This window comes from Staphylococcus sp. FW104-15G4D (assembly GCF_058790135.1).
This window is the reverse complement of record NZ_JBYTCH010000001.1, coordinates 968,087-994,433: the sequence shown is the minus strand read 5'-3', so window position 1 is coordinate 994,433 and position 26,347 is coordinate 968,087. Positions and strand designations below refer to the sequence as shown.

Sequence of the window (26,347 nt, the reverse complement as noted above, 5' to 3'; positions counted from 1 at the left end):
ATTTATTAAAATTCTAATTCAAAATAAAGCGTCACTTATAAATGTAGTACACTCTATGATATTCCTACTGGTTAGACTGATTTGAATTGAAAAAAACTTAAAAAATTTTTAATTCAGTCATTTTCACCAATATGCTAATTATGGCTGAGACAATGTTTTATGTTTCAGCCTCATTAATTATATAAATACGTTTGAAGGAGTAAAATATGAGTCGTAAAGAATCAAGAATTCAAGCTTTTCAAACTTTATTTCAATTAGAAATGAAAGAATCTGATTTAAGTATCACTGAAGCAATCAACTTTATAAAAGATGATTATCCAGATTTAGACTTTGATTTTATTAACTGGTTAGTTACAGGAGTAAAAGATCATGAAGCTGTATTAGATGAGAAGTTTAAACCATATTTAAAAGATTGGTCAATTGAACGTTTACTAAAATCTGACCGTATTATCTTAAGAATGGCTACATTTGAAATGTTACACAGTGACACTCCTGAAAAAGTTATCATCAATGAAGCTGTTGAACTTACTAAACAATTTAGTGATGATGGTCATTATAAATTTATTAATGGTGTTTTAAGTAATATAAATAATTAAAATGAGTGATATGTATGACTGAATATTTAAGTGTTACTACTTTAACTAAATACATTAAATATAAATTTGATCAAGATCCTCATTTGCAATCTGTTTTAATAAAGGGAGAATTATCAAACTTTAAGAAACATTCAAGCGGACACTTATACTTTAACGTTAAAGATAAAGAGAGTGTGATTAGCGCTATGATGTTTAAAGGTAATGCTTCTAAATTAGGCTTTGAACCTAAAGAAGGTGATGAAGTTCTACTCGAAGCTCGTGTCTCCGTTTATGAAAGAAGGGGCAACTATCAAATTTATGTAAATAAGATGCAACTTGACGGAATTGGAAATTTATATCAAAAGTTAGAAGAACTTAAGAAGAAACTTACAAAAGAAGGTTATTTCGATAGCAGCGTTAAGAAACCTATATCCAAATTTCCCAAAAGAATTGCGGTCCTAACAGCTAGTACTGGTGCTGCAATTAGAGATATTCATTCAACAATTAACAGTCGATATCCTTTAGTTGAACAGATACACATCAGTACATTGGTACAAGGTACGCAAGCAAAACAAGATATTATAGAGAAAATTGAACATGCTGACACACTTGATGTAGACACCATCATAGTTGGGCGTGGTGGTGGTTCTATTGAAGATTTATGGAACTTCAATGAGGAAGAAGTAGTTAAAGCAATATATAGTTGTAATACACCAATTATTTCAGCTGTGGGACACGAAACTGACTTTACTTTAAGTGATTTTGTAGCTGATGTTAGAGCAGCTACTCCTACACAAGCAGCTGTAATCGCAACACCCGACCAATATGAATTAATGCAACAAATTAAACAATATCAATTTTCATTAACTAGGTTTATTAAACAATATATCGAACAACAGAAGAAACAATTAAATCATCTAAATTCTTATTATAAATTTAAGCAACCTTCACTATTGTATGATCAACAAATTCAAAAGCGTGATGACCTTGAAAAACAACTTAAGCAATTGATGTCGACATATCTTGAAAAGCATACTCAAAACCTCAAGCTATTGAAACAACATTTCAATTTAAAAACACTCAATAACAACATTTCTCAAGATAAAATGCATGTGTCCCAATATCGTGAACGTATGACTCAAGCAATAACAAATGAATTATCAAAATTACAAACAGATTTAAAAAATAAAATTGAAAATCTAAATAATTTGAGTCCTACTAATACAATGTTACGTGGCTATGCAATTGTAAATAAGGATGATAAAGTAGTTACAAGTACACATGATATTACTGAGAATGATACAATCACTTTAACAATGAAAGATGGCAACGTTGATGCTACTGTAAAGAAAGTAAGGTGTAATGATGAGTAAAGAAAAGCAAAGCTTTGAAGAAATGATGCAAGAACTAGAAAATATCGTTCAAAAATTAGATAATGAAACAGTTTCATTAGAGGAATCACTAGACTTATATCAAAGAGGAATGAAATTATCAACTGCTTGTGATACAACTTTAAAAGATGCAGAGAAAAAAGTGAACAAATTAATGCAAGAAGAAGCTGAGGAACAAGAAAATGAAGAAGTTAACAATGAGTAATTTAATCGAAGAAGTTAATACTAATCTTAAGCAGGCAATTCCAGAATCTCATCTAAATACCGATTTAGAAGAGAGCATGATGTACTCACTTCAGGCCGGCGGAAAAAGAATTCGACCTGTATTATTATTACTTACATTAAATATGCTAAATGAAGACTATCATAAAGGACTTCAAAGTGCTTTAGCTTTAGAAATGATTCATACATACTCACTCATTCATGACGATTTACCTGCAATGGATGATGACGATTACCGTCGCGGTAAACTAACTAATCACAAAGTCTATGGTGAATGGAAAGCAATATTAGCTGGAGATGCACTTTTAACAAAGGCATTTGAATTAGTCTCAAATGACGATTTAATTGAAGATAATGTTAAAGTAAAAGTCTTACAACGATTATCTAAAGCAAGCGGACATATCGGTATGGTTGGCGGACAAACATTAGATATGCAAAGCGAAAATCAAACAGTTGATTTAAAAACTTTAGAGTCTATTCATAAAGCAAAGACAGGTGCTCTTCTTACTTTTGCAGTAATGGCTGCTGTAGATATTGCACAAGTAGATCAGAAGACGTCTCACAATCTAAATGAATTCAGCGAACATTTAGGACTTATGTTTCAGATTAAAGACGATTTATTAGATGTTTATGGCGATGAGAAAAAAATAGGTAAAGCGGTAGGTAGTGATGAATCGAATAATAAAAGTACTTATGTTTCCTTATTAGGCAAAGAGGGTGCTGAAGACAAACTGGAATATCATAAGAATCAAGCTTTGGAATGTCTGAATAATATATCTTCACAATATCAAACTTCAGAATTAATAAAAATTGTTGATTTATTTTACAATAGAGATCATTAAATTTAATAAAGATATTTAGATTTTAATTTATAGCCTATAAATGGATGAGTTCTAGTTCATTTATAGGCTAAATTTTAGATTTGTTTTAGCTATTATATTTTCATTTTGAAATCTTAGATACAAAACCTTATTATTTGATATATATTTTGTTTTCCATATACAAAAAATATTCATTCGCTAATTTTTATTCAATAAATTATTTTATCATGTTAAAGTTTGGATTTTTATAATAAATGCCTTTATCATGCCAAAGATAAAAAATAATAATGTTAAAGTTAAATAGTGTTTAGTAGTAGTTACGAGTCGCTTGTGTTAAAATCATTGTATAAATATTCGTAACTAGAGGTGTTTATTGTGCCAAAAAAATCAGTTAGACATATAAAAATTAGAGAAATTATTTCGAACGAACAAATAGAGACACAAGATGAATTGGTAAAACGATTAAATGAATATGATTTAAACGTGACACAAGCAACAGTTTCAAGAGATATAAAAGAATTACAATTAATTAAAGTTCCCGCACCTTCAGGTCAATATGTTTATAGTTTACCGAATGATAGAAAATATCATCCTTTAGAAAAATTAGGACGATATTTAATGGATTCTTTTGTAAATATAGAGGGAACTGGAAACTTACTTGTACTTAAAACACTTCCAGGTAACGCACAATCAATCGGAGCTATACTTGATCAAATTGATTGGGATGAAGTACTTGGTACCATTTGTGGCGATGATACATGTCTACTTATTTGTAGAAATGAAGAAGCAAGTGAAGAGATAAAAACTAGAATTTTTAATTTATTATAAGGATGCGATGAATTTATGTTACAAACCTTATCAATAAAACAGTTTGCTATCATTGATAAACTTGAAATACAATTTTCAGATGGATTAACAGTCCTAAGTGGCGAAACAGGCTCAGGTAAATCTATCATCATTGATGCAATTGGACAGCTAATAGGAATGCGCGCTTCTTCTGATTATGTGCGTCATGGCGAGAAAAAAGCTATCATTGAAGGTATATTCGATATAGATGAAAGCAAAGATGCAATATCTATTCTAGAAGATTTATCCATTGATATTGATGAAGACTTTTTATTAGTTAAGAGAGAAATCTTTAGTTCTGGTAAAAGCATTTGTCGTATCAATAATCAAATTGTCACACTTCAAGATTTAAGAAAAGTGATGCAAGAATTATTAGATATTCATGGACAACATGAAACTCAATCATTACTCAAGCAAAAATATCATCTTCAATTACTCGATGATTATGCAGAAAATCAATATTCTGATTTGCTACAACAATATAAAAATATTTTCAATCAATATAAAGATAAAAGAAAAGAATTAGAAGATTTGGAATCAGCCGATCAAGCATTGCTACAGCGTCTTGATTTGATGAAATTTCAATTCGAAGAACTTACAGAAGCTTCTTTAAAAGAAGATGAAGTAGAACAACTAGAAGTTGATATTAAACGTATTCAGAATTCTGAAAAATTGAGCCTAGCATTGAATAATGCGCATCAAGTACTAACAGATGAGAATGCTATTCCGGATCGATTATACGAATTAAGTAATCATCTTCAATCTATCAATGATATTGTTCCTGAAAAATACGAAAAATTGAAAGAAGATATTGACCAATTCTACTATGTTCTTGAAGACGCAAAACATGATATATATGATGAAATGGCAAACACCGAATTTGATGAACAAGTATTAAATGAACTTGAATCAAGGATGAATCTTTTAAATAACCTAAAACGAAAATATGGAAAAGATGTTCCTGAACTCATTGCTTATCAAAGTAAGTTAGAGAATGAGATTAATAAAATTGAAAACTATGAACAAAGTTCATCACAATTAAGAGAAGAAATTAACCAACTTTATCAAGAAGTAATTGATATAGGTAAAGCATTATCAAAAGAACGGCGACGCGTCGCTAGGGAATTACGTGACCATATTGTTTCTGAAATTCAAAATTTACAAATGAAAGATGCAAATTTAGAAATATCTTTCAAACCTCTTGATGAACCTAACTACGAAGGAATCGAATTTGTAGAATTTTTAATTAGCCCTAATAAAGGAGAGCCTTTAAAAAGCTTGAATAAAATTGCTTCAGGAGGGGAATTATCTCGAATAATGCTTGCATTAAAAAGCATATTTGTTAAATCACGTGGCCAAACAGCAATTCTATTTGATGAAGTGGATTCAGGTGTTTCTGGACAGGCAGCACAGAAAATGGCTGAAAAAATGAGAGACATAGCTCAATTCATACAAGTCATATGTATTTCTCATTTACCTCAAGTTGCTTCAATGAGTGATCATCATCTTCTAATAAGTAAAGCCTCACATGATGACAGGACAACTACTCAAGTTAAAGAGTTATTAGATGACGATAGAATTAACGAGGTAGCGCGAATGATTTCCGGAGCTAGTGTTACTGATTTAACAAGAGAAAACGCTAAAGAAATGATTGCTCAAAATCACAGGGATTAATCTTTATCCATTTTAGTAGTAGCACATTTAAAATTTTTCTATAAAAGAGTATAATGAATCGATTCTTAAAAATTTGTCATTAATTTTTAAATTTAATAACTATCCGAATTGATGTAAAATAGGAAAGTATTAATTTATAAGAACATCTTGAATTACATCACCTTTAGTTCAATATGTAATTCAATATTAAAATAAGTAATTTTATTAGAGGACTAAGATGTCTTGATTATAAATGTCAGACATATTTAGTCTTCTAAATATTTAAGGAGTAAGACCATGTCAGAAAAACAATATGATTTAGTCGTCCTTGGTGGAGGAACTGCTGGTTATGTAGCTGCTATCAGAGCTTCGCAATTAGGTAAGAAAGTAGCAATAGTTGAAAAATCTTTATTAGGTGGCACATGTTTACATAAAGGGTGTATACCTACTAAATCTTTATTAAAATCTGCTGAAATACATCATACTATTAAAAATGCTAGTACTTTTGGTATTGATGTAAGTAATTTTAATGTTAATTTTGAAAATATTTTAAAACGTAAAAATGATATTGTGAATCAAATGCATACAGGTGTAAACCAGTTAATGCAACACCATCACATAGATATATATAATGGAACTGGTAGAATATTAGGAACATCTATATTTTCACCTCAAAGTGGTACGATTTCAGTGGAATACGAAGATGGTGAGTCTGATTTAATACCAAATCAATTTGTATTAATTGCTACTGGCTCTACACCGAAATCATTACCATTTATTGAATTTGATCATGAACGTATTTTATCAAGTGACGATATCCTTTCAATTGAGTCTTTACCAGAACATTTGGCGATTATAGGTGGTGGTGTCATCGGATTAGAATTTGCTTCACTAATGAATGACCTAGGAACTTCAGTTACTGTTATCGAAGCAAATGACCGTATTTTACCAACTGAAAGTACTCAAATCGCTTCATCATTAAAAAAAGAATTATCTCATAGAGGTGTAACTTTCTACGAGAATATCCAATTAGATGAAAATAGTATTAAAAAAGATGATGATAGTGTTACAATTTATTTTGAAAATAATGCAATTAAAGTAGATAAAGTTTTAATATCTGTTGGTAGAACACCAAATACACAAGATATTGGTCTTAATAATACAAAAATCAAAACAAATAAAGCAGGACATATTATCACTAATGAATATCAACAAACTGAAGATAAGCATATTTATGCTGCAGGAGATTGCATAGGTAAACTTCAGCTTGCTCATGTAGGTTCAAAAGAAGGTTTAGTTGCAGTTGAACACATGTTTGATGGGCGTCCTATACCCGTTAATTATGACCTGGTACCAAAATGTGTTTACACATATCCAGAAATCGCTTCAATTGGTAAAAATATTGAAGAAGCCAAAGCTCAAAACATTAAAGCGCGTGCTTATAAAGTATCATTTAAAGCAATTGGGAAAGCGATGATTGATGATATTGGTGAGCAAAATGGTTTTTGCGAAGTGATTATTAATAAAGAAAATGATGAAATCATTGGTCTTAACATGATTGGACCTCATGTAACTGAATTGATTAATGAAGTTTCATTATTGCAATTTATGAATGGCTCATCTTTAGAACTTGGATTAACTACCCATGCTCATCCATCTTTATCTGAAGTTTTGATGGAATTAGGATTAAAAGTTGAAGGTAGAGCGATTCACGTATAGTAGGAGGTAAAATAATGATTGATTATAAGTCAGCAGGCCTTACTGAAGAAGACCTCAAGATGATGTATAAATGGATGGACTTAGGAAGAAAGGTAGACGAGAGATTATGGCTTCTTAACCGCGCAGGTAAAATTCCTTTCGTTGTAAGTGGTCAAGGACAGGAAGCCACTCAAATTGGTATGGCATACGCTATGGAAGAAGGGGATATTTCTTCTCCATATTATCGTGACTTAGCATTTGTTACATATATGGGTATAACACCCTTAGACACGATGTCATCTGCTTTCGGTAAAAGAGATGATATCAATTCCGGCGGTAAACAGATGCCATCTCACTTTAGTCATAAAGATAAAGGCATCTTATCTCAGAGTTCTCCAGTAGCAACTCAGATTCCGCATTCAGTAGGTGCTGCCCTTGCATTAAAAATGGATAATAAACAAAATATTGCTACCGCAACTGTTGGGGAAGGAAGTTCAAATCAAGGCGACTTCCATGAAGGTCTTAACTTTGCAGGTGTGCACGATTTACCTTTTGTCTGCGTGATTATTAATAATAAATATGCTATATCAGTACCAGATTCATTACAATACGCTGCTGAAAAACTCTCTGATCGTGCTTTAGGTTATGGTATGTATGGTGAACAAGTAGATGGAAATGATCCTATTGCTGTTTATAAAGCTATGAAAGAAGCACGAAATCGTGCTTTAAATGGAGAAGGCGCTACTTTAATAGAAGCTGTTACTTCTCGAATGACACCACATTCTTCAGATGACGATGATAAATATCGTACTCAAGAAGAACGTGATAGTCTTAAAGAAGGAGACTGTAATATTAAATTTAAATCCTTCTTACTTGAAAATGAGATTATAGATGAACAATGGCTTTCTGATTTAGAACAAGAACACAAAGAATTAATTAATAAAGCGACGAAGGCCGCTGAAGAGGCTCCATATCCTTCAATCGAAGAAGCATATGCACACGTTTATGATGAAGGAGGCCAAGAAAATGACTAAATTATCCTATTTAGAAGCAATTCGCCAAGCTCATGATTTAGCACTTGAAAAAAATAAAAATACTTTCATCTTAGGTGAAGATGTAGGTAAAAAGGGTGGCGTATTTGGCGTTACACAAGGCTTACAAGAAAAATATGGAAAAGAACGTGTAATTGATACCCCACTTGCAGAGTCAAATATTATAGGAACAGCAATAGGCGCAGCAATGATGGGTAAACGTCCTATCGCAGAAATTCAATTCGCGGATTTCATTCTACCAGCGACTAATCAAATAATAAGTGAAGCTGCTAAGATGAGATACCGTTCTAACAATGATTGGGGCTGTCCTATAACTATTAGAGCACCTTTTGGTGGAGGTGTTCATGGTGGTTTGTATCACTCACAAAGTATTGAAAGCATTTTCGCTTCAACCCCAGGATTAAAAATAGTAATTCCTTCTTCACCTTATGATGCAAAAGGATTATTATTATCATCAATTGAATCTAATGATCCAGTTTTATTCTTTGAACACAAAAAAGCTTATCGATTTTTAAAAGAAGAAGTTCCAGAAGATTACTATACAGTACCTTTAGGAAAAGCAGATGTAAAAAGAGAAGGCAATGATATCACTGTTTTCACTTATGGTTTAATGGTTAATTATTGTTTACAAGCAGCTGATATTTTAGCTGAAGACGGTATTAATGTTGAAGTTGTAGACTTAAGAACGGTATATCCATTAGATAAAGAAACTATTATTGATCGTGCTAAACAAACCGGCAAGGTTTTACTCGTTACAGAAGATAATTTAGAAGGTAGCGTTATGTCAGAGGTTTCGGCAATTATAGCAGAACATTGCTTATTTGAACTAGATGCACCGATTATGCGTTTAGCTGCACCCGACGTTCCATCTATGCCATTTTCACCTGTCTTAGAAAATGAAATAATGATGAGTCCTGAAAAGATACGAGAAAAAATGCGCGAATTAGCGGAATTCTAAGGAGGGTATCAATTGGAAATTAAAATGCCTAAATTAGGTGAAAGTGTTCATGAAGGTACAATAGAACAATGGTTAGTTGCTGTAGGCGATGAAGTAGGAGAATATGAACCTTTATGTGAAGTAATTACAGATAAAGTTACCGCTGAAGTACCTTCTACAGTTTCAGGTAAAGTTACCGAACTTATAGTTAATGAAGGAGAAACAGTAAGCGTTGATGCAGTAATTTGTAAAATCGATACAGGAGAAGAAAGAGATGATATAGATAGTGAGACAGAAGCAAATCATTCTTATGAAGAACAATCTTCTAGTCATAAAAAAAATTTGTCTCAATCGGAAATAAATGAAAATACTAATGATTCATCTTTACAACCTAAAAATAATGGTCGTTTTTCACCTGTTGTCTTCAAATTAGCTTCTGAAAACAACATCGATTTAACTCAAGTAGTGGGTACAGGTTTCAGTGGACGTGTCACTAAAAAAGATATTGAAAAAGTAATTAATAATCCTGAAATGATTGAAAATACAACTAGCAATTCCACTAGTAATCAGAGTCAAAACAACCAATCATCTCAACAAACTTTACAATCTCAAAGTCAATCTGAGTCCGATATAACATACAATCAAGGAAGTACAATTCCTGTTAAAGGGGTTCGTAAAGCAATTGCTCAAAATATGGTGACAAGTGTTACTGAAATTCCTCATGGTTGGATGATGATAGAAGCTGATGCAACGAATTTAGTTAAAACAAGAAATCATCACAAAAACACATTTAAACAAAACGAAGGTTATAATCTGACATTCTTTGCATTCTTTGTAAAAGCTGTAGCTGATGCCTTGAAAGCACATCCTTTACTAAATAGCACATGGCAAGGTGATGAAATAGTTATTCATAAAGATATTAATATTTCAATTGCTGTAGCTGATAAAGATAAATTATATGTGCCGGTCATTAAACATGCTGATGAAAAATCTATCAAGGGTATTGCTAGAGAAATCAATGACTTAGCTACAAAAGCTCGCAATGGCCAACTTACTCAAGCAGATATGGAGGGTGGCACATTTACAGTAAATAATACTGGTTCATTTGGCTCAGTGTCTTCAATGGGAATTATTAACCATCCTCAAGCCGCAATATTACAAGTGGAATCTGTGGTTAAAAAGCCTGTTGTTATAGATGATATGATTGCAATTAGAAGTATGGTTAATTTATGTATTTCGATCGATCATCGTATCCTTGACGGACTACAAACAGGTCAATTTATGAATCATATTAAAAAACGTATTGAACAATATTCTATTGAGAATACAAATATCTATTAAGATTTCAATCTCACATATCCATATATTACTGTCGACAACTTCATTGATATTGTCGACAGTTTATTTTATTTGAAAATGAGTGAGAATACTTAATCAAGCTTGTTGAACAATATACTTTTAATTAGTAGAATAAAAGAAGTTAAAATTAACAATGAAATGAAAGGTGACCTAATATGGATTTAAATTTCGATTTATATATGAACGGGGTTGTTGAACAAGCACGTAATGAAATTGAAGAAGCAGGTTATGAACAATTAACAACTGCTGATGAAGTAGATAGTGTTTTAAAACAAGATGGCACTTCTTTAGTTATGGTCAATTCAGTTTGTGGTTGTGCTGGTGGTATTGCACGTCCAGCAGCCTCTCACGCATTACACTATGATAAATTACCAGATCGACTAGTCACAGTTTTTGCTGGACAAGATAAAGAAGCAACTCAACAAGCAAGAGATTATTTTGAAGGATATGCACCTTCAAGTCCTTCTTTTGCATTAATTAAAGACGGTAAAATTACTGAAATGATAGAACGTTATCAAATTGAAGGTCATGATGTTATGGATGTAATCAACCAATTACAAGGCTTATTCGAAAAATATTGTGAAGAAAGATAAGAGGCCTAAAACACATGTTAAAGTTAAATCCTTATAAGATTGGATTTAGAACTCTCAAAACTGCAGTAGGAATGACGCTAGGAGTTATAATTTGTAAGTTACTAGGTTTAGATAATTATGCTTCTAGTGCGATTTTAGTCGTATTATGTATCAAGCATACTAAAATGCATTCTGTACAAGCTATTGTTTCACGCCTAGTCTCATGTTTATTAATTTTGTTTTTAGGCTCAGCTATTTTTAGTTTATTAGGTCAACATGCATTAGTTTTAGGTTTAATTGTCCTTTTATTTATTCCTTTAACAGTTGTTCTCAATGCTCAAGAAGGCGTAATAACGAGTTGCGTCATTTTATTACATGTTTTTAATGCTAAAGAAATTAATGGGCACTTGATGATTAATGAAATACTACTTTTAACAGTAGGTTTAGGTATTGCCTTTATTATGAATCTCATGATGCCAAGTTTAGACAAAAATTTAAAACGTTATAAAAATGATATTGAACATCAAATTACAGATATTTTCACTATTTTTAGTCATGCTTGTACAATGCGCAAAGATCAACTAGATATTAAATTCGACGCACTACTATTGAACATCAAGAAAGCAAAGTCCTTAGCTTTTAGGGATGTTAAAAATCATTTTGTCAGAAATGAAAACTCCTACTATCACTACTTTGATATGAGAGAAGAACAAGTAGAGTTATTAAAAAGAATGACGCATCTTATAGAGAGTATTTCTACTGATGACCCTATCCTTGAAAAAATATCTCAATTAATGTCAGAAATAGGCAGCAACGTTAATAGTAACGATTATACAGCATTGCGACTTCACTCACTTTATGAGATTCGACTATCCTTAGATCAATTACCGTTACCAACTACACATCAAGCATTAAATTCACGAGCAAATGTTATACAGATATTAAATGAATTAGAAGAATACTTAAATATCAAATCACAATTTGGTTCGTTAAAATTGCATAGTGAAATATGAAAAATAACCGTTACATTAAACTTATTTTGAAAAAAGTTCGATGTAACGGTTTATTTATTAGTTCATAACTGGTGCCAAACTTGTAAGTAGTAATGCAAGTACTACGGCTACAAGCATAACAATAATAATGATACGTAAAACTTTATTATTCAATTCTTAATTCCTCCGTATATTTATATAAATCGTTTAACAACGACTTAAATACGTCTATATATCGTAACCTTATATGATTTAATTCTAAAAAGCAATCAATTTATTTTTGATAAACTTGAAAGTCAGTTAAAATATATTTATATACGAAAGGGGACTTGCAATCATGATTAACAAAGAACGTATATTGAATACTTTTCTAGAGTTAGCAAAAATTAATTCAGAAACAGGTTATGAACAAACTATTCAACCTATACTTAAAGAAAAATTTGAAAATCTAGGGCTAATCGTCAAGGAGGATAACGCTTCAGAACAAGAAGGATTAGGCGCTAACAACCTAATATGCACTTTACCTAGTAATTTATCAAACAAACAGATACCAAAGCTTTATTTCACTAGTCATATGGATACAGTAGTGCCTGGTGTAAATATACGACCTCAAGTGAAGGACGATGGTTACATTTACTCTGATGGTACAACTATTCTAGGCGCAGATGATAAAGCAGGCTTAGCTGCTATACTCGAAACAATCGAACAGATAAATGAGCATAATTTACCTCATGGACAAATTCAATTTGTCATTACAGTTGGTGAAGAATCAGGTTTATTGGGAGCTAAGGCATTAAATACGCAATTACTAGATGCAGACTTTGGCTATGCCGTTGATGCAAGTAAAGAGGTAGGTACAACTGTTGTCGGTGCCCCTACACAAATGAAGATTTATACTACCATTAAAGGTAAAACGGCTCACGCGAGTACCCCAACTAAAGGTATTAGTGCTATTAATATCGCTGCTAAAGCGATTAGTAGAATGAATTTAGGCCAAATCGATGATTTAACAACTGCAAATATTGGTAAATTCCATGGTGGCTCTGCAACAAATATTGTTGCTGATGAAGTTGTTCTTGAAGCTGAAGCACGATCTCACAATGACCAAAGTATTGAAGTACAAGTTCAACATATGAAAGATACCTTTGAGAGCACTGCTAAAGAATTTGGTGGTGAAGCTCATGTAGAAATAGAAACAAGTTATCCAGGATTTAAGGTGGAAGATCATGAAGACGTGACAAAATATGCAATAGCAAGTGCAGTTGCTTTAGGACTTAATGGTGATACTTGTATTGCTGGCGGTGGTTCTGATGGAAATATAATGAATAGATATGGAATTCCTTCAGTTATTTTAGGAGTAGGTTATGAAAACATCCACACAACATCTGAACGTATCGCTACTAAAGATTTATGTATGTTAGCAAGTCAAATTTTAAAAATTATAGAACTTGTTAGCGAATAATACAGTCTTTTAGTAATTGTTAATATGCGTTTTATGTTACAATATTATTGAAAATTTTGAACAAGAGAGGTAAGTAATATGACACAACAAATAGGAGTAGTAGGTTTAGCTGTAATGGGTAAAAACCTTGCTTGGAACATTGAATCTCGAGGATATAGTGTTTCAGTATATAACCGCTCAAGACAAAAAACAGATGAAATGATTGAAGAATCACAAGGTAAACAAATTCACCCAACTTACTCTTTAGAAGAATTTGTTAATTCACTCGAAAAGCCCCGTAAAATTTTACTAATGGTCAAAGCTGGACCTGCTACTGATGCAACAATTGATGGCTTATTACCTTTACTAGATGATGATGATATATTAATCGACGGAGGCAACACAAACTATCAAGACACAATCCGTCGTAATAAAGCACTTGCTGAAAGTGGCGTTAATTTCATCGGAATGGGAGTGTCTGGTGGAGAAGTAGGTGCATTAACTGGACCTTCATTAATGCCAGGTGGCCAAGAAGACGCATATAATAAAGTAAGTGATATTCTTGATGCAATCGCTGCAAAAGCTAAAGATGGTGCATCATGTGTGACTTATATTGGGCCAAATGGCGCAGGACATTACGTCAAAATGGTTCATAATGGAATTGAATATGCTGACATGCAACTTATCGCAGAGAGCTACGCGATGATGAAAGACTTATTAGGAATGTCTCATGAAGAAATTTCTAATACCTTTAAAGAATGGAATGCTGGTGAATTAGAAAGTTATCTAATCGAAATCACTGGTGATATTTTCACAAAATTAGACGATGATAAGGAAGCACTAGTTGAAAAAATTCTTGATACTGCAGGGCAAAAAGGTACTGGTAAGTGGACTTCAATCAATGCACTTGAATTAGGTATACCGTTGACAATTATTACAGAATCAGTATTTGCGCGTTTTATTTCATCAATTAAACAAGAACGTGTTAATGCTTCTAAAACATTGAATGGTCCTAAAGCTTCTTTTGAAGGTAATAAAGAAGAATTCTTAGAAAAGATTCGCAAAGCATTATATATGAGTAAAATTTGTTCATATGCACAAGGTTTTGCTCAAATGCGTAAAGCAAGTGAAGATCATGAATGGAATTTAAAACTGGGCGAATTAGCTATGATATGGAGAGAGGGTTGTATCATTCGCGCTCAATTCTTACAAAAAATTAAAGATGCTTATGATAATAACTCAGAATTACAAAACTTATTACTAGATCCTTACTTCAAAAATATTGTAACTGAATATCAAGATGCACTACGTGATGTTGTTGCAACAGGTGTTCAAAATGGTGTTCCTACACCTGGTTTCTCAGCAAGTATTAACTACTACGATAGTTATCGTTCAGAAGACTTACCTGCAAATTTAATTCAAGCTCAACGTGACTACTTCGGTGCACATACTTATGAACGTAAAGATCGTGAAGGTGTATTCCACACACAATGGGTTGAAGAATAATTATCAATATTGAATAAATAAAGATACTAGCCTCACTCAAAACTTTAATTTTATGGAGTGAGGCTCTATTTACAATATCTATGCAAGCGCTTGCATAAATGCACACAAAGAATTATAAAATTGTTAAACTACAAATGTATATTAAAAGAGAGTATCAATCCAACACACTTTATAGAGAGACAAACGACAATAACGAATGAGGAGTGAACCAAATGAACAGAAAATGGTGGAAAGAAGCAGTAGCTTACCAAGTGTATCCTAGGAGTTTCAATGATAGTAACAATGATGGTATCGGTGATTTGCCTGGTGTTATCGAAAAATTAGATTACCTTAAAGATTTAGGTATCGACGTGATTTGGTTAAGCCCGATGTATCAATCTCCTAATGATGATAATGGTTATGATATTAGTGACTATAGAGCTATCATGGACGAATTTGGCACCATGGAAGATTTTGATCGTTTACTTAAAGAAGTCCATCATAAAGGTATGAAATTAATCTTAGATTTAGTTGTAAATCATACATCAGATGAACATCCGTGGTTTATAGAGTCTAAATCAAGTAAGGATAACCCTAAAAGAGAGTGGTACATTTGGAAAGATCCTAAAGAGGATGGTTCTGAGCCTAACAATTGGGAGAGTATCTTCAATGGATCAGCTTGGGAATATGATGAATTAACAAACCAATACTATTTCCACTTATTTAGTAAAAAACAACCCGACTTGAATTGGGATAATTCAGAAGTACGCAATGCTGTATTTGAAATGATGAACTGGTGGTTTGATAAAGGTATTGATGGCTTTAGAGTTGATGCAATCACTCATATCAAAAAGACATTTGAAGCTGGAGATTTACCTTTGCCAGAGGGAAAATCATATGCGCCAGCCTTTGATGTTGATATGAATCAACCTGGTATCCAACCATGGCTTCAAGAAATGAAGGATAAATCACTAAGTCAATACGATATTATGACAGTAGGTGAAGCTAATGGTGTAAACCCTGATAACGCTAAAGAATGGGTTGGCGAAGAAGAAGGCAAATTTAATATGATTTTTCAATTCGAACACTTAGGTTTATGGAGTACAGGAGATTCAAAATTTGATGTAAAATCTTACAAAACTATTTTAAATCGTTGGCAAAAAAGCTTAGAAGATGTTGGTTGGAATGCATTATTTATCGAAAACCATGACCAACCACGTCGTGTATCAACATGGGGAGATGACAAACAGTATTGGTACGAATCTGCTACAAGTCATGCTGTAACATACTTTTTACAGCAAGGCACACCATTTATATATCAAGGTCAAGAAATAGGTATGACTAATTACCCATTTGATAGTATAGAAACGTTCAATGACGTTGCAGTAAAAAACGAATACAACATCGTTAAAGCTCAAGGTGGCGATGTTAATGCACTTTTAAATAAATATAAAATGGAGAATCGTGATAATTCAAGAACACCTATGCAATGGGATCAATCAACTAACGGAGGTTTTACCAATGGCACACCGTGGTTCCCGGTCAATCCTAACTATAAAACAATCAATGTTGAACAACAAATCCATGATCCTCAATCAATACTACAATTCTATAAAGATTTAATTCAATTAAAAAAATCTGATGAAATATACACATATGGACAGTTTAATTTAGTAGATGAAGACAATCCTAATCTCTTTGCATACACTCGTACACTGAATAACAAGAAAATACTTGTTGTAGGAAATCTTACTGATCAAGTTTCAAAACTCAATGTCCCTTATCTCATTGAAAATGAACAGCAAGTCATGCTTCACAACTATAGTAGCCATGTTATAGACTTTGACAAAATACAGCCATATGAAGCGTTTGTCATTAAAGTCTAAACACCACGTGAGAAGACGAGCAACAACAGTCTTCCACATAAAGAAAAGGTAAAGTGATGTATTATTCAAAGTTTACATCACTTTACCTTTTATCATTTTCAAATTTAATCTAGTTCATCAAAATCGTAAGCTTCTTGTTTAATAGGCAACCATAATTGTATTTTAGTGAATGGGTCGTCAAATGAAATATCGAATGGATAAACCTCAACATACAAACTATTTCGTTCATAAGGTAACGTGAGTTGTAAGCTCGATTCAATATAGTACCACGCTTCATTCGTAGCGTAATCAATTTCGCCTTGTAAATTAAATGTCGCATAGTGCCGTCCTGGTAAGAATCTACTTTCTAAGTGAGCTGGATAACGTTCGCTAGGAACACCAACGAAAAGTTCTAAACCTTGGTCAAGCGGACAACTAACGACAAATAATTCATATGGACTCACATCATTATATCGTCTAAGTTCTTTAATAAGGCCCTCAACCAATAAATCCTCTAAAAAATCAGGGACATTAAAAGGATTAGATAAGTCCTTAGTAGGGATGAACCTAGAGTATCCAACAAGTGAAATATCCTCTGTTTCTTGAAGCCTGTATGTATACGGAGCTCTTTCTGTCGTTGACAATTTTATATATAATCTTTCTTGAAATTTAAGTTCATCTTTTTTTGTTGAGGCTTGGATAGGTGAAATGCCATGAAAATCACTAAAGTCATTAGCAAATTCATTAGAATTAGCATATCTATACTTTTTAGCTACATCCATTAAACGACTTGCGCCGTGCATGACGTCTGTTGCTGCAATCGTCATTCTACGAGCGCGAGCATATTGTTCTGGCGATTGACCAACAATCATTTTGAATGATTGTTCCAAATGATATGGCGAAAGACCAACGTAATCACTGAGTTCTTGCAAATTAAAAGGCTCTAATAGACGATCTTCAATGTATACGATTGCCTGTTGTATTTGCTTGATAACGTCCAAAACTTTCACTCCAATTACTTTGAATCATAATCATTATTGTACATTATTTTCGCCTAAGATACATCTGAAAGCCCTAGTATTTTAAAATTAAAATCAAAAAAGTGAACAACAACGGACTTGAAGGTATAGCTTGCTAAGTATTCATTAGATAAGAACACCTTATGTGCAATACTATAAATAAGTTCGCCATCATTCACTTAAATTTAAATTACTTTCTAAACAATCATTAAAAATCTATTACGTTATCACAGTAAATTAATGAATATCGTCCCACCAGTGATTTCCATCACGACTTAATAATAAATCACTTTCAAGAGGGCCATTAGTACCCGCTTCATAGTTAGGGAAGCATGGTTCAACCATAGTCCACTCATCTTGAATAGCGTCTACAAATTTCCAAGTTGATTTCAATTCTTCCCAATGCGTAAAGTTAGTAGCATCACCTTTAAGACAATCAAATAACAAGTTCTCATATGCATCAACCGTATTCATTTTATCTTGTGCACTCATAGCATAAGATAATTGAACTGGTTCAGTATCGATGCCTTGAATATTTTTCTTAGCGTTTAAATGTAACGAAACGCCTTCATTAGGTTGAATATTAATGACTAGTAAATTAGAATCTAATAATTTATCTGTTTCATAATACAAGTTCATAGGAACCTCTTTAAATTCAACAACAACTTGAATCGATTTCGATTTCATGCGTTTACCAGTTCTAATGTAGAAAGGGACACCAGCCCATCTAAAGTTATCAATTGTTAATTTTCCTGATACAAATGTAGGTGTATTAGAATCCTCGGCCACACGATCTTCTTCACGATAAGACTTAACTTCTTTACCTTCTATAGTTCCTTTACCATATTGACCTCGTACGAAGTTCTTTCTAACTTCTTCAGGTTTAAATTGACGTAATGATTTAAGAACTTTAACTTTTTCAGCACGAATGTCTTCACTGTTCAAGCTAATAGGTGCTTCCATCGCTAATAAGGCAACCATTTGTAGCATGTGATTTTGCACCATATCTTTTAAAGCACCGCTTGATTCATAATAACCACCACGATCTTCAACACCTAAAATTTCTGAAGACGTTACTTGAATATTAGAAATGTATTTGTTGTTCCATAGGGGTTCGAACATGGCATTCGCAAAGCGTAGTACTTCAATGTTTTGCACCATATCTTTACCTAAATAATGATCAATACGATAAATTTCTTCTTCTTTAAATGAACGTCTAATTTGGTTATTTAATGATTCTGCTGATTTTAAATCACTACCAAATGGTTTCTCAATCACTAATCGTTTAAAACCTTTTGTATTAGTAAGGCCAGATGATTTTAAGAAATCAGAGATAACTCCAAAGAATTGAGGTGCCATCGCTAAATAGAATAAACGATTACCTTGTAAACCTAATTCTTTATCCAATTGATTGCTAAATTGTAGTAAGGATTCATAACTTCTTTCATCACTTACATCCGTCTTATGATAGAAGACATGATTCATAAATTCATCAATTCTATTCGTGTCTTTAACATGTTTCTGAATTGATGATTTAACTTGATCACGAAACTCCTCATTTGAATAATCACGACGACCTATACCAATGATAGCAATATGCTCATCTAAATTATCTTGTTGGAACAAATGAAATATAGAAGGGAATAGCTTTCTGTGACTAAGGTCACCAGTGGCACCGAATATTGTTATTAAACAAGGGATGTGTTTACTTTTAGTACTCAAGATCAAAACCTCAATTCTTAAATAGATATATGATGAATATCAATTGACTCACCGATTTATATTAGTATCAATGCTTTCATTTTTAATAAATATATCATTATACTAGATTATTATATTATATGATAATCATTACTTATGGTCATCAAATATGCTTGAAATTAAGCACAATTTATTTTTTTCGAAAATGATTATTCCAATAGCACTAACACTATGAAGTACATTGTTTTAATGTTAACAAAATCATATCATGATTATATCCTATTTAACCATATATCTTTACCATACAAATACATATAAGTGATTAGCAAGTATAAGGATTAAACACAATGTATTGATTATATTTTATTTCTTCATATAGAAAATATGATGACATATGATAGAATATATGAAAGAAAAGGAGGATCATGCATGGAAGTTACATTTTTCGGTACGAGTGCAGGATTACCGACTAAAGAGAGAAACACACAATCCATCGCTTTAAATTTAGAACCATATTCAAATTCAGTATGGTTATTTGACGTTGGCGAGGGAACGCAACACCAAATCCTACATCATTCAATAAAGTTAGGAAAAGTTGATCACATCTTTATTACTCATATGCATGGCGATCATATATTTGGTCTTCCTGGATTACTTACAAGTCGCTCCTTCCAAGGCGGAGAAAATAAACCTTTAACTCTAATTGGTCCTAAAGGAATTCAAAATTATATTGAAACGTCTTTAAAGTTATCGGAATCACATCTTAATTACCCAATTACATATATTGAAATTAATCAACAATTTACATATCATCATGAGGGTTTTACGGTACAAGCAGAAGTGTTAAATCATGGTATTACATCTTATGGCTATCGTATAGAAGCACCAACCACACCAGGAACAATTAATGTGGAAGCTCTAAAAGCCATTGGGTTAGAACCTGGTCCAAAATATCAAGAAGTAAAAATACAAGATACATTTGAACATAATGGTTTGATATACCAATCTGATGACTTTAAAGGAGAAGCGAAACCTGGCCCAATCATTGCTATATTTGGAGATACGAAACCTTGTGATAATGAATATGTATTAGCTAAAAATGCAGATGTCATGGTACACGAAGCTACTTATATAGAAGGGGAAAAGACACTTGCCAACAATTATCATCACAGCCACATAGATGATGTTTTTCAATTGATTAAGAACGCTAATGTTGGTAAAAGTCTTATTACTCATATTAGCAATCGATACAACTTAGAAGATGTAGAATCTATTTATAAAGAAATTAACAATCAATCTCAGATTCCACAATTTTATTTCGTTAAAGATTTCGAGACATATAAAATATAAAAAACGCTTTTTTCCTTACCCTTTAAGCCGGGAAAGGGAAAAAGCGTTTTAGCTTATTTATTCAGATTCTTTATTTGATAATTCTACACTACGATTAACAGCAGAACTTAAACAGTCTTCAAACATTGATACAATATCGTATTGAGATAGGGCATCTAAGCCTGCTTGAGTAGTTCCACCTTTAGAAGTAATATTCTTCCTTAATTGTTCCATACTTAAATCAGAGCGTTCTATCATCTTGCTTGTCCCGATGATTAAATTACGAATAGATTCTTCTACTTGATCTCTTTCTAATCCTAGTTCAGTACCTGCCTTTACATACTGCTCAAATACATGATATAAAAATGCAGGACCACTACCTGTAATCGCAGTCACTTGATGTAAATGATCTTCAGAAACCTCTATAACCGATCCAAATGCGTTAATTAATTCATTAACTTCATCTTTAGATTTAGGTCCAAAATTATTTGAAAAGCTAATTCCTGTTACAGAATGTCCCACTTGCGCATTAGTATTTGGCATAATACGTGCTAATGGGTTATTCGTATCTAATAGCTGTCTAATATAATCAATCGATAGGCCAGCCATAATAGAAATAAAGCGATTATCATCAGTAATATCATCTTTAATTCTTTCTGCTAATGCTTCAAAATCATGTGGCTTCGTTCCAAGAAAAACGTAGTCAGCATTTTTCAATAATTCTTTATCGTCATAACTATAATTAACTCCCAATCTTTCCGCGAAATCTTTCAGAGCTTGTTCATTTGATTTATTTGTTAAATAAATGTCATTGGGATCTAAATTATTAGAATTAATAATTCCTGTAAAAATAGCTTGTGCCATATTACCTGCACCATAGAATACAAGTTTCATTTTAACCACATCACCTTCATCTCTTTTGATTAATCATTTATATTGCCTTAAGATTATAAATACATAGTAACACATATCTATAAGAAGTAATATAACTCGTATAAACGCATGATATTACTTCATTTTCCTTATAAAATGCATTGTTAGTACAAAAAGGATGTTAAATATGATAGGACAACATTATATCGTGACAGGAGGAACAAGTGGTCTTGGATTATCCCTCGTTCACCAACTTCTTAAAAGAGGCGCTCATGTCACTGTTTTAGCTAGAAACATTTCTAAATTTAATCAAATTGATTTCAGAAGTCATTCTAAAAATATAAATGTCATTCAATGTGACTTACAACAACGAGAAGATATTTACCAACTCTCAGAAAAAATAAAAGCGCCAGTCAATGGTTTCATATACAGTTCAGGTTTAGGTTATTTTAAATCCATTAATAACCATACTTTAGACGAAGTCATTGAAACATATGACGTTAATCTCGTAAGTTTTAATTTAATGTACCAAATTCTACGACCAAAGTTAGTAAAACATGCACATATTATCGGCATTTCAAGTCAAGCGGCCTTTGTTACGCAAGCTAACGCGGCACACTATGGCGCTTCAAAAGCTGCATTGACTGCCGTTCTTAACGCATTGAGATTAGAAGAACCTGAATTTCATATTATGGCAGTACATCCTGGACCTATCGATACACCATTTCATAAAAAGGCAGACCCGTCACTTGCTTTTTTTAATAAATATAAACTTATAATGATTGATGCTGAGCAACTTGCCGAGCGCATCATTTTAGGAATTTTAAAGAATAAAAAAGAAATCAATCAACCTGGGTGGATGCATAATATTTTAAAATTATATCACCTTGCACCGAGAACACTGGAAAATTGTTTACCGAATTTATTTAAAAACAAAGAATAGTGATTAATTATGAAGCAGGCTTGCTATAAGTCCTTTTAAAAGGGTGGGCTAAAAATGATATGTAGCATTGATGGTATTATTAATAAAGCAATCGCTAATTCTAAACGACTACCAATTAATAGAAGTTTTACTTTAGAATATTTAGTTGGAACTGAATTTTATAACACGCTCAGTGATGCTGAAATTGAATATATTGAGGCAAAGTTTCATCAACTTGTAATCCAACAGCAGATTCTTGGAATAGAAGTGAATGTAAAAACGACACAAAAGACCCATGTTTACATCAAACAATTTTAATGACCGAAACTTATTTTGAGATGGGTGGCTTTTATTAAGAATGTTTATTGGTTTCAAGAAATCTATAATGAGACTACTCATACTACTCTCGCTTCAGAGTAAGCAAAAAAAGCTTTAAGACCATTTCAGTAAGTTGAAATCATCTTAAAGCTTTTATATTTTAAACTCTCTTATACATTATTTTAGATGTTGAGTATATTCTAAATTCTTCACACGTTCACGCGCAGATTTAATTTGATCTAAACTTACATCCTTATAATAGTTACGCACATTTTCTTCTAATTGTTCTACACTACTTGCGCCGACGATGATTGAACCAAGAGCATCATGAGAAGTTAAATATTTAAATGAAAGGGCACTTAAATTACTTTCAATTTCTTTAACTGATGCAATGGTTTCACCTAACTCATCACGAGTATATTCAAAAATACCATCTTTAAACTTTTTATCTAATGCGTCGACACTATTAGAGGTTAATAATCCCTTAAACACTGGTCCACGCGCTAACACTTTAACTTGTTGCTCATGAATAGTATCTAAAAGACTTTCAGGTCTATTATCTATTAAATTAAATTGAGACATTAAAGTTTCGATTTGACTATGTTTTAAATAGTAATCAATAACGTTTGGACGGATGGATGAAATACCATAAGCTCTAATAATACCTTCTTGTTTTAATTCATCAAAAGCACCGATAGTTTCATCTAGTGGATCATCAATTGTTCCACCATGCAATTGATATAAATCTAAACGGTCTAGTCCTAAACGTTTTAAAGATCCTTTCACACCTTCTTTAATGTGTTTCTTAGAGGGATCCCATGTTACGTTTCCATCGTCAGTTAGTCGATTGCCGACTTTCGTACCGATTACGATGTCATCACGATTTTGATATTTCTTTAAAGCTTTTCCTACAATTTCCTCATTAATTCCTTGATCATACATATCTGCAGTATCAAAATATGTAATACCCTGTTCGATTGCACTTTCAATGATAGGTTGCGCTTTATTAAAATCTGTACCTAAACTCATGCAACCCAAACCAAGTTCAGAAATTTCGATGCCACTTTTTAAAATATTTTTTTGCATGTCCATTCTCCTTTCGATACACTTTAACTGACGCATTCAGTTTATCAATTTATAAATATAAATAAAAGGGACGTGTTTACATATGAGATTAAACGAAAAAACTATTGACCGCACAGTCATTTACAATGGAAAAATTATTGACCTAGAACTACATGATGTTGAATTACCCGACGGCAGTACATCTAAACGTGAATTAGTTTATCATAATGGTGCCGTAGCAGTGTGTGCAGTAACACCTGAAGACGAAGTCCTATTAGTTAAACAATTTAGAAAGCCAGCTGAAAAACCTTTGCTTGAAATACCAGCAGGCAAACTTGAAAAAGGTGAAGAGCGTGAAGAAGCTGCGAAACGTGAATTACAAGAGGAGACAGGATATATTGCTTCAAATCTAGAATTTGTAACAGATATGTATGGATCTCCAGGTTTTTCAAGTGAGAAATTATCAATTTATTTTACAGATCAGTTGTCTGAAGGTGAAATGAATTTAGATGATGACGAATTTGTAGAACTACATAAGGTATCTATTGAGAATGTAAAATCTATGTTAAAAAACAAGGAACTCGAGGATGCTAAAACAATTATCGCTCTACAGCACTTATTATTAAATTATAATCATTCTAAATAACTAGCGTAAACTCTTGCTTTTTATTGAGAATATTGATATTTTATTTAGTGAATCATAGATTAAATTAAAATGATTATAATTCTTAGTAGAGGAGTGAGGCTTCCGTGGAAGAACGTCTCAATCGCGTGAAGCAACAATTACAACAATCATCTTATAAATTAACTCCACAACGAGAGGCTACAGTTAGAGTTTTAATAGAGAATGAAAAAGATCATCTTAGTGCTGAAGATGTGTATTTAAAAGTGAAAGATAAAGCGCCTGAAATTGGTTTAGCTACGGTATACAGAACCTTAGAGTTGTTAGCTGAACTCAAAGTCGTTGATAAAATAAACTTTGGTGACGGAGTAGCTCGTTTCGATTTACGTAAAGAAGGGGCTAAACATTTCCATCATCATCTTGTATGCATGGAATGTGGTAAGGTAGATGAAATTGATGAAGATTTACTACCTGAAGTTGAAAATCGTGTTGAAAATGAATTTAACTTTAAAATACTTGACCATCGTTTAACTTTCCATGGCGTTTGTTCTGATTGCCAAGCGAAAGGTAAAGGCTAATTAGGGGTTTATTTTCACAAATATACTTAAAAATTCTAACGCAATCTAATAAGTTTAAAGAAGCCACCGCTTCAATAGAGGTGCTTATATGAATACAATCATTGAAGAATATTTGAATTTTATTCAAATCGAGAAGGGTTTGAGTAGTAATACCATTGGCGCTTATCGTAGGGATCTAAAAAAATATGAAGAATATCTTGAAGAAAGAAAAATTTCCCATATTGATTTCGTGGATCGTCAAGTGATTCAGGAGTGCCTAGGTCATTTAATAGATTTGGGTCAATCCTCAAAATCACTCGCACGTTTTATATCTACAATTAGAAGCTTTCATCAGTTCGCATTAAGAGAAAGATATGCAGCGAAAGATCCGACGGTGTTAATTGAAACGCCAAAATACGAAAAGAAACTACCTGACGTATTAGAGGTTCAGGAAGTTTTGGATTTATTAGAAACACCAGATTTGAGTAAGAATAATGGTTATCGTGATCGGACGATGTTAGAGCTTTTATATGCTACAGGTATGCGCGTTTCTGAAATTATTCAATTAGAAGTCGAAGATGTCAATTTAATGATGGGGTTTGTCAGAGTTTTTGGTAAAGGAAATAAAGAACGTATTGTTCCTTTAGGTGATGCTGTTATTGAGTATTTAACTACATACATTGAAACAGTTCGCCCTCAATTATTAAAACAAACTGTCACACATGTATTATTTCTTAATATGCATGGTAAACCTTTATCACGACAAGGTATATGGAAGATGATTAAACAGAATGGTTTTAAAGCGAACATTAACAAGACATTAACACCTCACACGTTAAGACATTCCTTTGCTACACATCTACTTGAAAATGGCGCTGATTTAAGGGCTGTCCAGGAAATGTTAGGCCATTCTGATATATCTACGACACAGTTATATACACATGTATCAAAATCTCAAATTCGAAAAATGTATAATCAATTTCATCCTAGAGCTTAATTGTAATTTAAAAGACCAATAAACGTAGTGATTTA

26 protein-coding genes are annotated in these 26,347 nt (G+C 32.5%); 21 read left to right on the top strand and 5 right to left on the bottom strand.

Going from position 1 to position 26,347, the window contains the following annotated elements; translation table 11 throughout:
• Positions 1 to 206 precede the first annotated feature (206 nt).
• The 12 genes from nusB to AC3WQX_RS04750 all read left to right on the top strand — a co-directional run bounded on the left by nusB (position 207) and on the right by AC3WQX_RS04750 (position 12,139).
• Positions 207 to 596, top strand: a complete 390-nt coding sequence (gene nusB / locus AC3WQX_RS04805) for a transcription antitermination factor NusB (protein ID WP_002433628.1) — start codon at positions 207 to 209, stop codon at positions 594 to 596.
• A gap of 14 nt (positions 597 to 610) precedes the next feature.
• Complete coding sequence (xseA, locus tag AC3WQX_RS04800) at positions 611 to 1,948, top strand: exodeoxyribonuclease VII large subunit (protein ID WP_030059020.1); 1,338 nt, start codon at positions 611 to 613, stop codon at positions 1,946 to 1,948.
• The gene (locus AC3WQX_RS04795; RefSeq protein ID WP_030059022.1) at positions 1,941 to 2,171 is read left to right on the top strand and encodes an exodeoxyribonuclease VII small subunit; all 231 of its coding nucleotides are present in this window, start codon (positions 1,941 to 1,943) and stop codon (positions 2,169 to 2,171) included. Before xseA ends, AC3WQX_RS04795 begins: the two co-directional genes overlap by 8 nt.
• Positions 2,149 to 3,030 (top strand): polyprenyl synthetase family protein, encoded by an 882-nt coding sequence (locus AC3WQX_RS04790; protein WP_023350214.1) that lies wholly within the window; start codon positions 2,149 to 2,151, stop codon positions 3,028 to 3,030. Before AC3WQX_RS04795 ends, AC3WQX_RS04790 begins: the two co-directional genes overlap by 23 nt.
• A 354-nt stretch (positions 3,031 to 3,384) precedes the next feature.
• The gene (gene ahrC, locus AC3WQX_RS04785) at positions 3,385 to 3,837 is read left to right on the top strand and encodes a transcriptional regulator AhrC/ArgR (RefSeq protein WP_002433875.1); all 453 of its coding nucleotides are present in this window, start codon (positions 3,385 to 3,387) and stop codon (positions 3,835 to 3,837) included.
• A gap of 15 nt (positions 3,838 to 3,852) precedes the next feature.
• Positions 3,853 to 5,529: a DNA repair protein RecN gene (gene recN, locus AC3WQX_RS04780; protein WP_023350215.1), complete on the top strand. Its 1,677-nt coding sequence runs from the start codon at positions 3,853 to 3,855 to the stop codon at positions 5,527 to 5,529.
• Positions 5,530 to 5,805: 276 nt separating this feature from the next.
• Positions 5,806 to 7,227: a dihydrolipoyl dehydrogenase gene (lpdA, locus tag AC3WQX_RS04775; RefSeq protein WP_023350216.1), complete on the top strand. Its 1,422-nt coding sequence runs from the start codon at positions 5,806 to 5,808 to the stop codon at positions 7,225 to 7,227.
• Between the two features lie 14 nt (positions 7,228 to 7,241).
• Entirely contained in the window at positions 7,242 to 8,240 is a 999-nt protein-coding gene (locus AC3WQX_RS04770; protein WP_023350217.1) for a thiamine pyrophosphate-dependent dehydrogenase E1 component subunit alpha, read from the top strand.
• On the top strand, positions 8,233 to 9,216 hold the full coding sequence (locus tag AC3WQX_RS04765) for an alpha-ketoacid dehydrogenase subunit beta (protein ID WP_023350218.1): 984 nt from the start codon (positions 8,233 to 8,235) through the stop codon (positions 9,214 to 9,216). The genes AC3WQX_RS04770 and AC3WQX_RS04765 overlap by 8 nt, the downstream gene beginning before the upstream one ends.
• Before the next feature lie 12 nt (positions 9,217 to 9,228).
• Positions 9,229 to 10,536, top strand: coding sequence for a dihydrolipoamide acetyltransferase family protein (locus AC3WQX_RS04760; protein WP_023350219.1), 1,308 nt, complete (start codon positions 9,229 to 9,231; stop codon positions 10,534 to 10,536).
• Between the two features lie 173 nt (positions 10,537 to 10,709).
• Positions 10,710 to 11,147, top strand: coding sequence for a bacilliredoxin BrxB (brxB, locus tag AC3WQX_RS04755; protein ID WP_023350220.1), 438 nt, complete (start codon positions 10,710 to 10,712; stop codon positions 11,145 to 11,147).
• Positions 11,148 to 11,161: 14 nt separating this feature from the next.
• Positions 11,162 to 12,139 carry an aromatic acid exporter family protein gene (locus tag AC3WQX_RS04750; protein ID WP_023350221.1) on the top strand — a complete coding sequence of 326 codons (978 nt, stop codon included), beginning with the start codon at positions 11,162 to 11,164 and terminating at the stop codon, positions 12,137 to 12,139.
• Positions 12,140 to 12,196: 57 nt separating this feature from the next.
• Here the strand turns inward: AC3WQX_RS04750 and prli42 are convergent, their stop codons facing one another.
• Entirely contained in the window at positions 12,197 to 12,292 is a 96-nt protein-coding gene (prli42, locus tag AC3WQX_RS04745; protein WP_150130644.1) for a stressosome-associated protein Prli42, read from the bottom strand.
• Between the two features lie 163 nt (positions 12,293 to 12,455).
• On the opposite strand from prli42, the gene AC3WQX_RS04740 reads away from it, so the two are divergent.
• The 3 genes from AC3WQX_RS04740 to AC3WQX_RS04730 all read left to right on the top strand — a co-directional run bounded on the left by AC3WQX_RS04740 (position 12,456) and on the right by AC3WQX_RS04730 (position 16,930).
• Positions 12,456 to 13,580, top strand: a complete 1,125-nt coding sequence (locus tag AC3WQX_RS04740; RefSeq protein ID WP_023350222.1) for a M20/M25/M40 family metallo-hydrolase — start codon at positions 12,456 to 12,458, stop codon at positions 13,578 to 13,580.
• Between the two features lie 78 nt (positions 13,581 to 13,658).
• Positions 13,659 to 15,065, top strand: coding sequence for an NADP-dependent phosphogluconate dehydrogenase (gnd, locus tag AC3WQX_RS04735; protein WP_002433673.1), 1,407 nt, complete (start codon positions 13,659 to 13,661; stop codon positions 15,063 to 15,065).
• Between the two features lie 212 nt (positions 15,066 to 15,277).
• Complete coding sequence (locus AC3WQX_RS04730; RefSeq protein ID WP_023350223.1) at positions 15,278 to 16,930, top strand: glycoside hydrolase family 13 protein; 1,653 nt, start codon at positions 15,278 to 15,280, stop codon at positions 16,928 to 16,930.
• Between the two features lie 104 nt (positions 16,931 to 17,034).
• On the opposite strand, the gene AC3WQX_RS04725 is transcribed toward AC3WQX_RS04730, so the two are convergent.
• The gene (locus tag AC3WQX_RS04725) at positions 17,035 to 17,910 is read right to left on the bottom strand and encodes an AraC family transcriptional regulator (RefSeq protein ID WP_002433855.1); all 876 of its coding nucleotides are present in this window, start codon (positions 17,908 to 17,910) and stop codon (positions 17,035 to 17,037) included.
• Positions 17,911 to 18,165: 255 nt separating this feature from the next.
• Positions 18,166 to 19,650: a glucose-6-phosphate dehydrogenase gene (gene zwf, locus AC3WQX_RS04720; RefSeq protein ID WP_002433925.1), complete on the bottom strand. Its 1,485-nt coding sequence runs from the start codon at positions 19,648 to 19,650 to the stop codon at positions 18,166 to 18,168.
• 408 nt (positions 19,651 to 20,058) lie between these two features.
• Between zwf and rnz the strand changes: the two genes are divergently transcribed.
• Entirely contained in the window at positions 20,059 to 20,979 is a 921-nt protein-coding gene (rnz, locus tag AC3WQX_RS04715; protein ID WP_023350224.1) for a ribonuclease Z, read from the top strand.
• A 57-nt stretch (positions 20,980 to 21,036) separates the two neighbouring features.
• Here rnz and proC read toward each other — a convergent pair whose 3' ends face one another.
• Positions 21,037 to 21,852, bottom strand: coding sequence for a pyrroline-5-carboxylate reductase (proC, locus tag AC3WQX_RS04710; protein ID WP_030059028.1), 816 nt, complete (start codon positions 21,850 to 21,852; stop codon positions 21,037 to 21,039).
• Positions 21,853 to 22,018: 166 nt separating this feature from the next.
• Here proC and AC3WQX_RS04705 point away from each other — a divergent pair, with 166 nt between their 5' ends.
• Together AC3WQX_RS04705 and AC3WQX_RS04700 are read left to right on the top strand one after the other, a co-directional pair.
• Positions 22,019 to 22,774, top strand: a complete 756-nt coding sequence (locus AC3WQX_RS04705) for an SDR family NAD(P)-dependent oxidoreductase (RefSeq protein ID WP_023350226.1) — start codon at positions 22,019 to 22,021, stop codon at positions 22,772 to 22,774.
• Positions 22,775 to 22,828: 54 nt separating this feature from the next.
• The gene (locus AC3WQX_RS04700) at positions 22,829 to 23,071 is read left to right on the top strand and encodes a hypothetical protein (protein ID WP_023350227.1); all 243 of its coding nucleotides are present in this window, start codon (positions 22,829 to 22,831) and stop codon (positions 23,069 to 23,071) included.
• A 177-nt stretch (positions 23,072 to 23,248) separates the two neighbouring features.
• On the opposite strand, the gene AC3WQX_RS04695 is transcribed toward AC3WQX_RS04700, so the two are convergent.
• Positions 23,249 to 24,157 carry an aldo/keto reductase gene (locus AC3WQX_RS04695; RefSeq protein WP_023350228.1) on the bottom strand — a complete coding sequence of 303 codons (909 nt, stop codon included), beginning with the start codon at positions 24,155 to 24,157 and terminating at the stop codon, positions 23,249 to 23,251.
• 82 nt (positions 24,158 to 24,239) lie between these two features.
• Between AC3WQX_RS04695 and AC3WQX_RS04690 the strand changes: the two genes are divergently transcribed.
• The 3 genes from AC3WQX_RS04690 to xerD all read left to right on the top strand — a co-directional run bounded on the left by AC3WQX_RS04690 (position 24,240) and on the right by xerD (position 26,312).
• Entirely contained in the window at positions 24,240 to 24,782 is a 543-nt protein-coding gene (locus AC3WQX_RS04690) for an NUDIX domain-containing protein (protein ID WP_023350229.1), read from the top strand.
• 104 nt (positions 24,783 to 24,886) lie between these two features.
• Positions 24,887 to 25,336, top strand: coding sequence for a ferric iron uptake transcriptional regulator (fur, locus tag AC3WQX_RS04685; protein ID WP_002433885.1), 450 nt, complete (start codon positions 24,887 to 24,889; stop codon positions 25,334 to 25,336).
• Positions 25,337 to 25,424: 88 nt separating this feature from the next.
• Positions 25,425 to 26,312: a site-specific tyrosine recombinase XerD gene (xerD, locus tag AC3WQX_RS04680; RefSeq protein ID WP_023350230.1), complete on the top strand. Its 888-nt coding sequence runs from the start codon at positions 25,425 to 25,427 to the stop codon at positions 26,310 to 26,312.
• Positions 26,313 to 26,347 lie beyond the last annotated feature (35 nt).

Excerpts from the sequence above, each read along its gene's own strand:
- nusB (WP_002433628.1), top strand. The coding sequence starts at position 207 with ATGAGTCGTAAAGAATCAAGAATTCAAGCTTTTCAAACTTTATTTCAA.
- xseA (WP_030059020.1), top strand. The coding sequence starts at position 611 with ATGACTGAATATTTAAGTGTTACTACTTTAACTAAATACATTAAATAT.
- AC3WQX_RS04795 (WP_030059022.1), top strand. The coding sequence starts at position 1,941 with ATGAGTAAAGAAAAGCAAAGCTTTGAAGAAATGATGCAAGAACTAGAA.
- AC3WQX_RS04790 (WP_023350214.1), top strand. The coding sequence starts at position 2,149 with ATGAAGAAGTTAACAATGAGTAATTTAATCGAAGAAGTTAATACTAAT.
- recN (WP_023350215.1), top strand. The coding sequence starts at position 3,853 with ATGTTACAAACCTTATCAATAAAACAGTTTGCTATCATTGATAAACTT.
- lpdA (WP_023350216.1), top strand. The coding sequence starts at position 5,806 with ATGTCAGAAAAACAATATGATTTAGTCGTCCTTGGTGGAGGAACTGCT.
- AC3WQX_RS04770 (WP_023350217.1), top strand. The coding sequence starts at position 7,242 with ATGATTGATTATAAGTCAGCAGGCCTTACTGAAGAAGACCTCAAGATG.
- AC3WQX_RS04765 (WP_023350218.1), top strand. The coding sequence starts at position 8,233 with ATGACTAAATTATCCTATTTAGAAGCAATTCGCCAAGCTCATGATTTA.
- brxB (WP_023350220.1), top strand. The coding sequence starts at position 10,710 with ATGGATTTAAATTTCGATTTATATATGAACGGGGTTGTTGAACAAGCA.
- AC3WQX_RS04750 (WP_023350221.1), top strand. The coding sequence starts at position 11,162 with ATGTTAAAGTTAAATCCTTATAAGATTGGATTTAGAACTCTCAAAACT.
- AC3WQX_RS04740 (WP_023350222.1), top strand. The coding sequence starts at position 12,456 with ATGATTAACAAAGAACGTATATTGAATACTTTTCTAGAGTTAGCAAAA.
- gnd (WP_002433673.1), top strand. The coding sequence starts at position 13,659 with ATGACACAACAAATAGGAGTAGTAGGTTTAGCTGTAATGGGTAAAAAC.
- AC3WQX_RS04730 (WP_023350223.1), top strand. The coding sequence starts at position 15,278 with ATGAACAGAAAATGGTGGAAAGAAGCAGTAGCTTACCAAGTGTATCCT.
- rnz (WP_023350224.1), top strand. The coding sequence starts at position 20,059 with ATGGAAGTTACATTTTTCGGTACGAGTGCAGGATTACCGACTAAAGAG.
- proC (WP_030059028.1), bottom strand. The coding sequence starts at position 21,852 with ATGAAACTTGTATTCTATGGTGCAGGTAATATGGCACAAGCTATTTTT.
- AC3WQX_RS04705 (WP_023350226.1), top strand. The coding sequence starts at position 22,019 with ATGATAGGACAACATTATATCGTGACAGGAGGAACAAGTGGTCTTGGA.
- AC3WQX_RS04700 (WP_023350227.1), top strand. The coding sequence starts at position 22,829 with ATGATATGTAGCATTGATGGTATTATTAATAAAGCAATCGCTAATTCT.
- AC3WQX_RS04695 (WP_023350228.1), bottom strand. The coding sequence starts at position 24,157 with ATGCAAAAAAATATTTTAAAAAGTGGCATCGAAATTTCTGAACTTGGT.
- AC3WQX_RS04690 (WP_023350229.1), top strand. The coding sequence starts at position 24,240 with ATGAGATTAAACGAAAAAACTATTGACCGCACAGTCATTTACAATGGA.
- xerD (WP_023350230.1), top strand. The coding sequence starts at position 25,425 with ATGAATACAATCATTGAAGAATATTTGAATTTTATTCAAATCGAGAAG.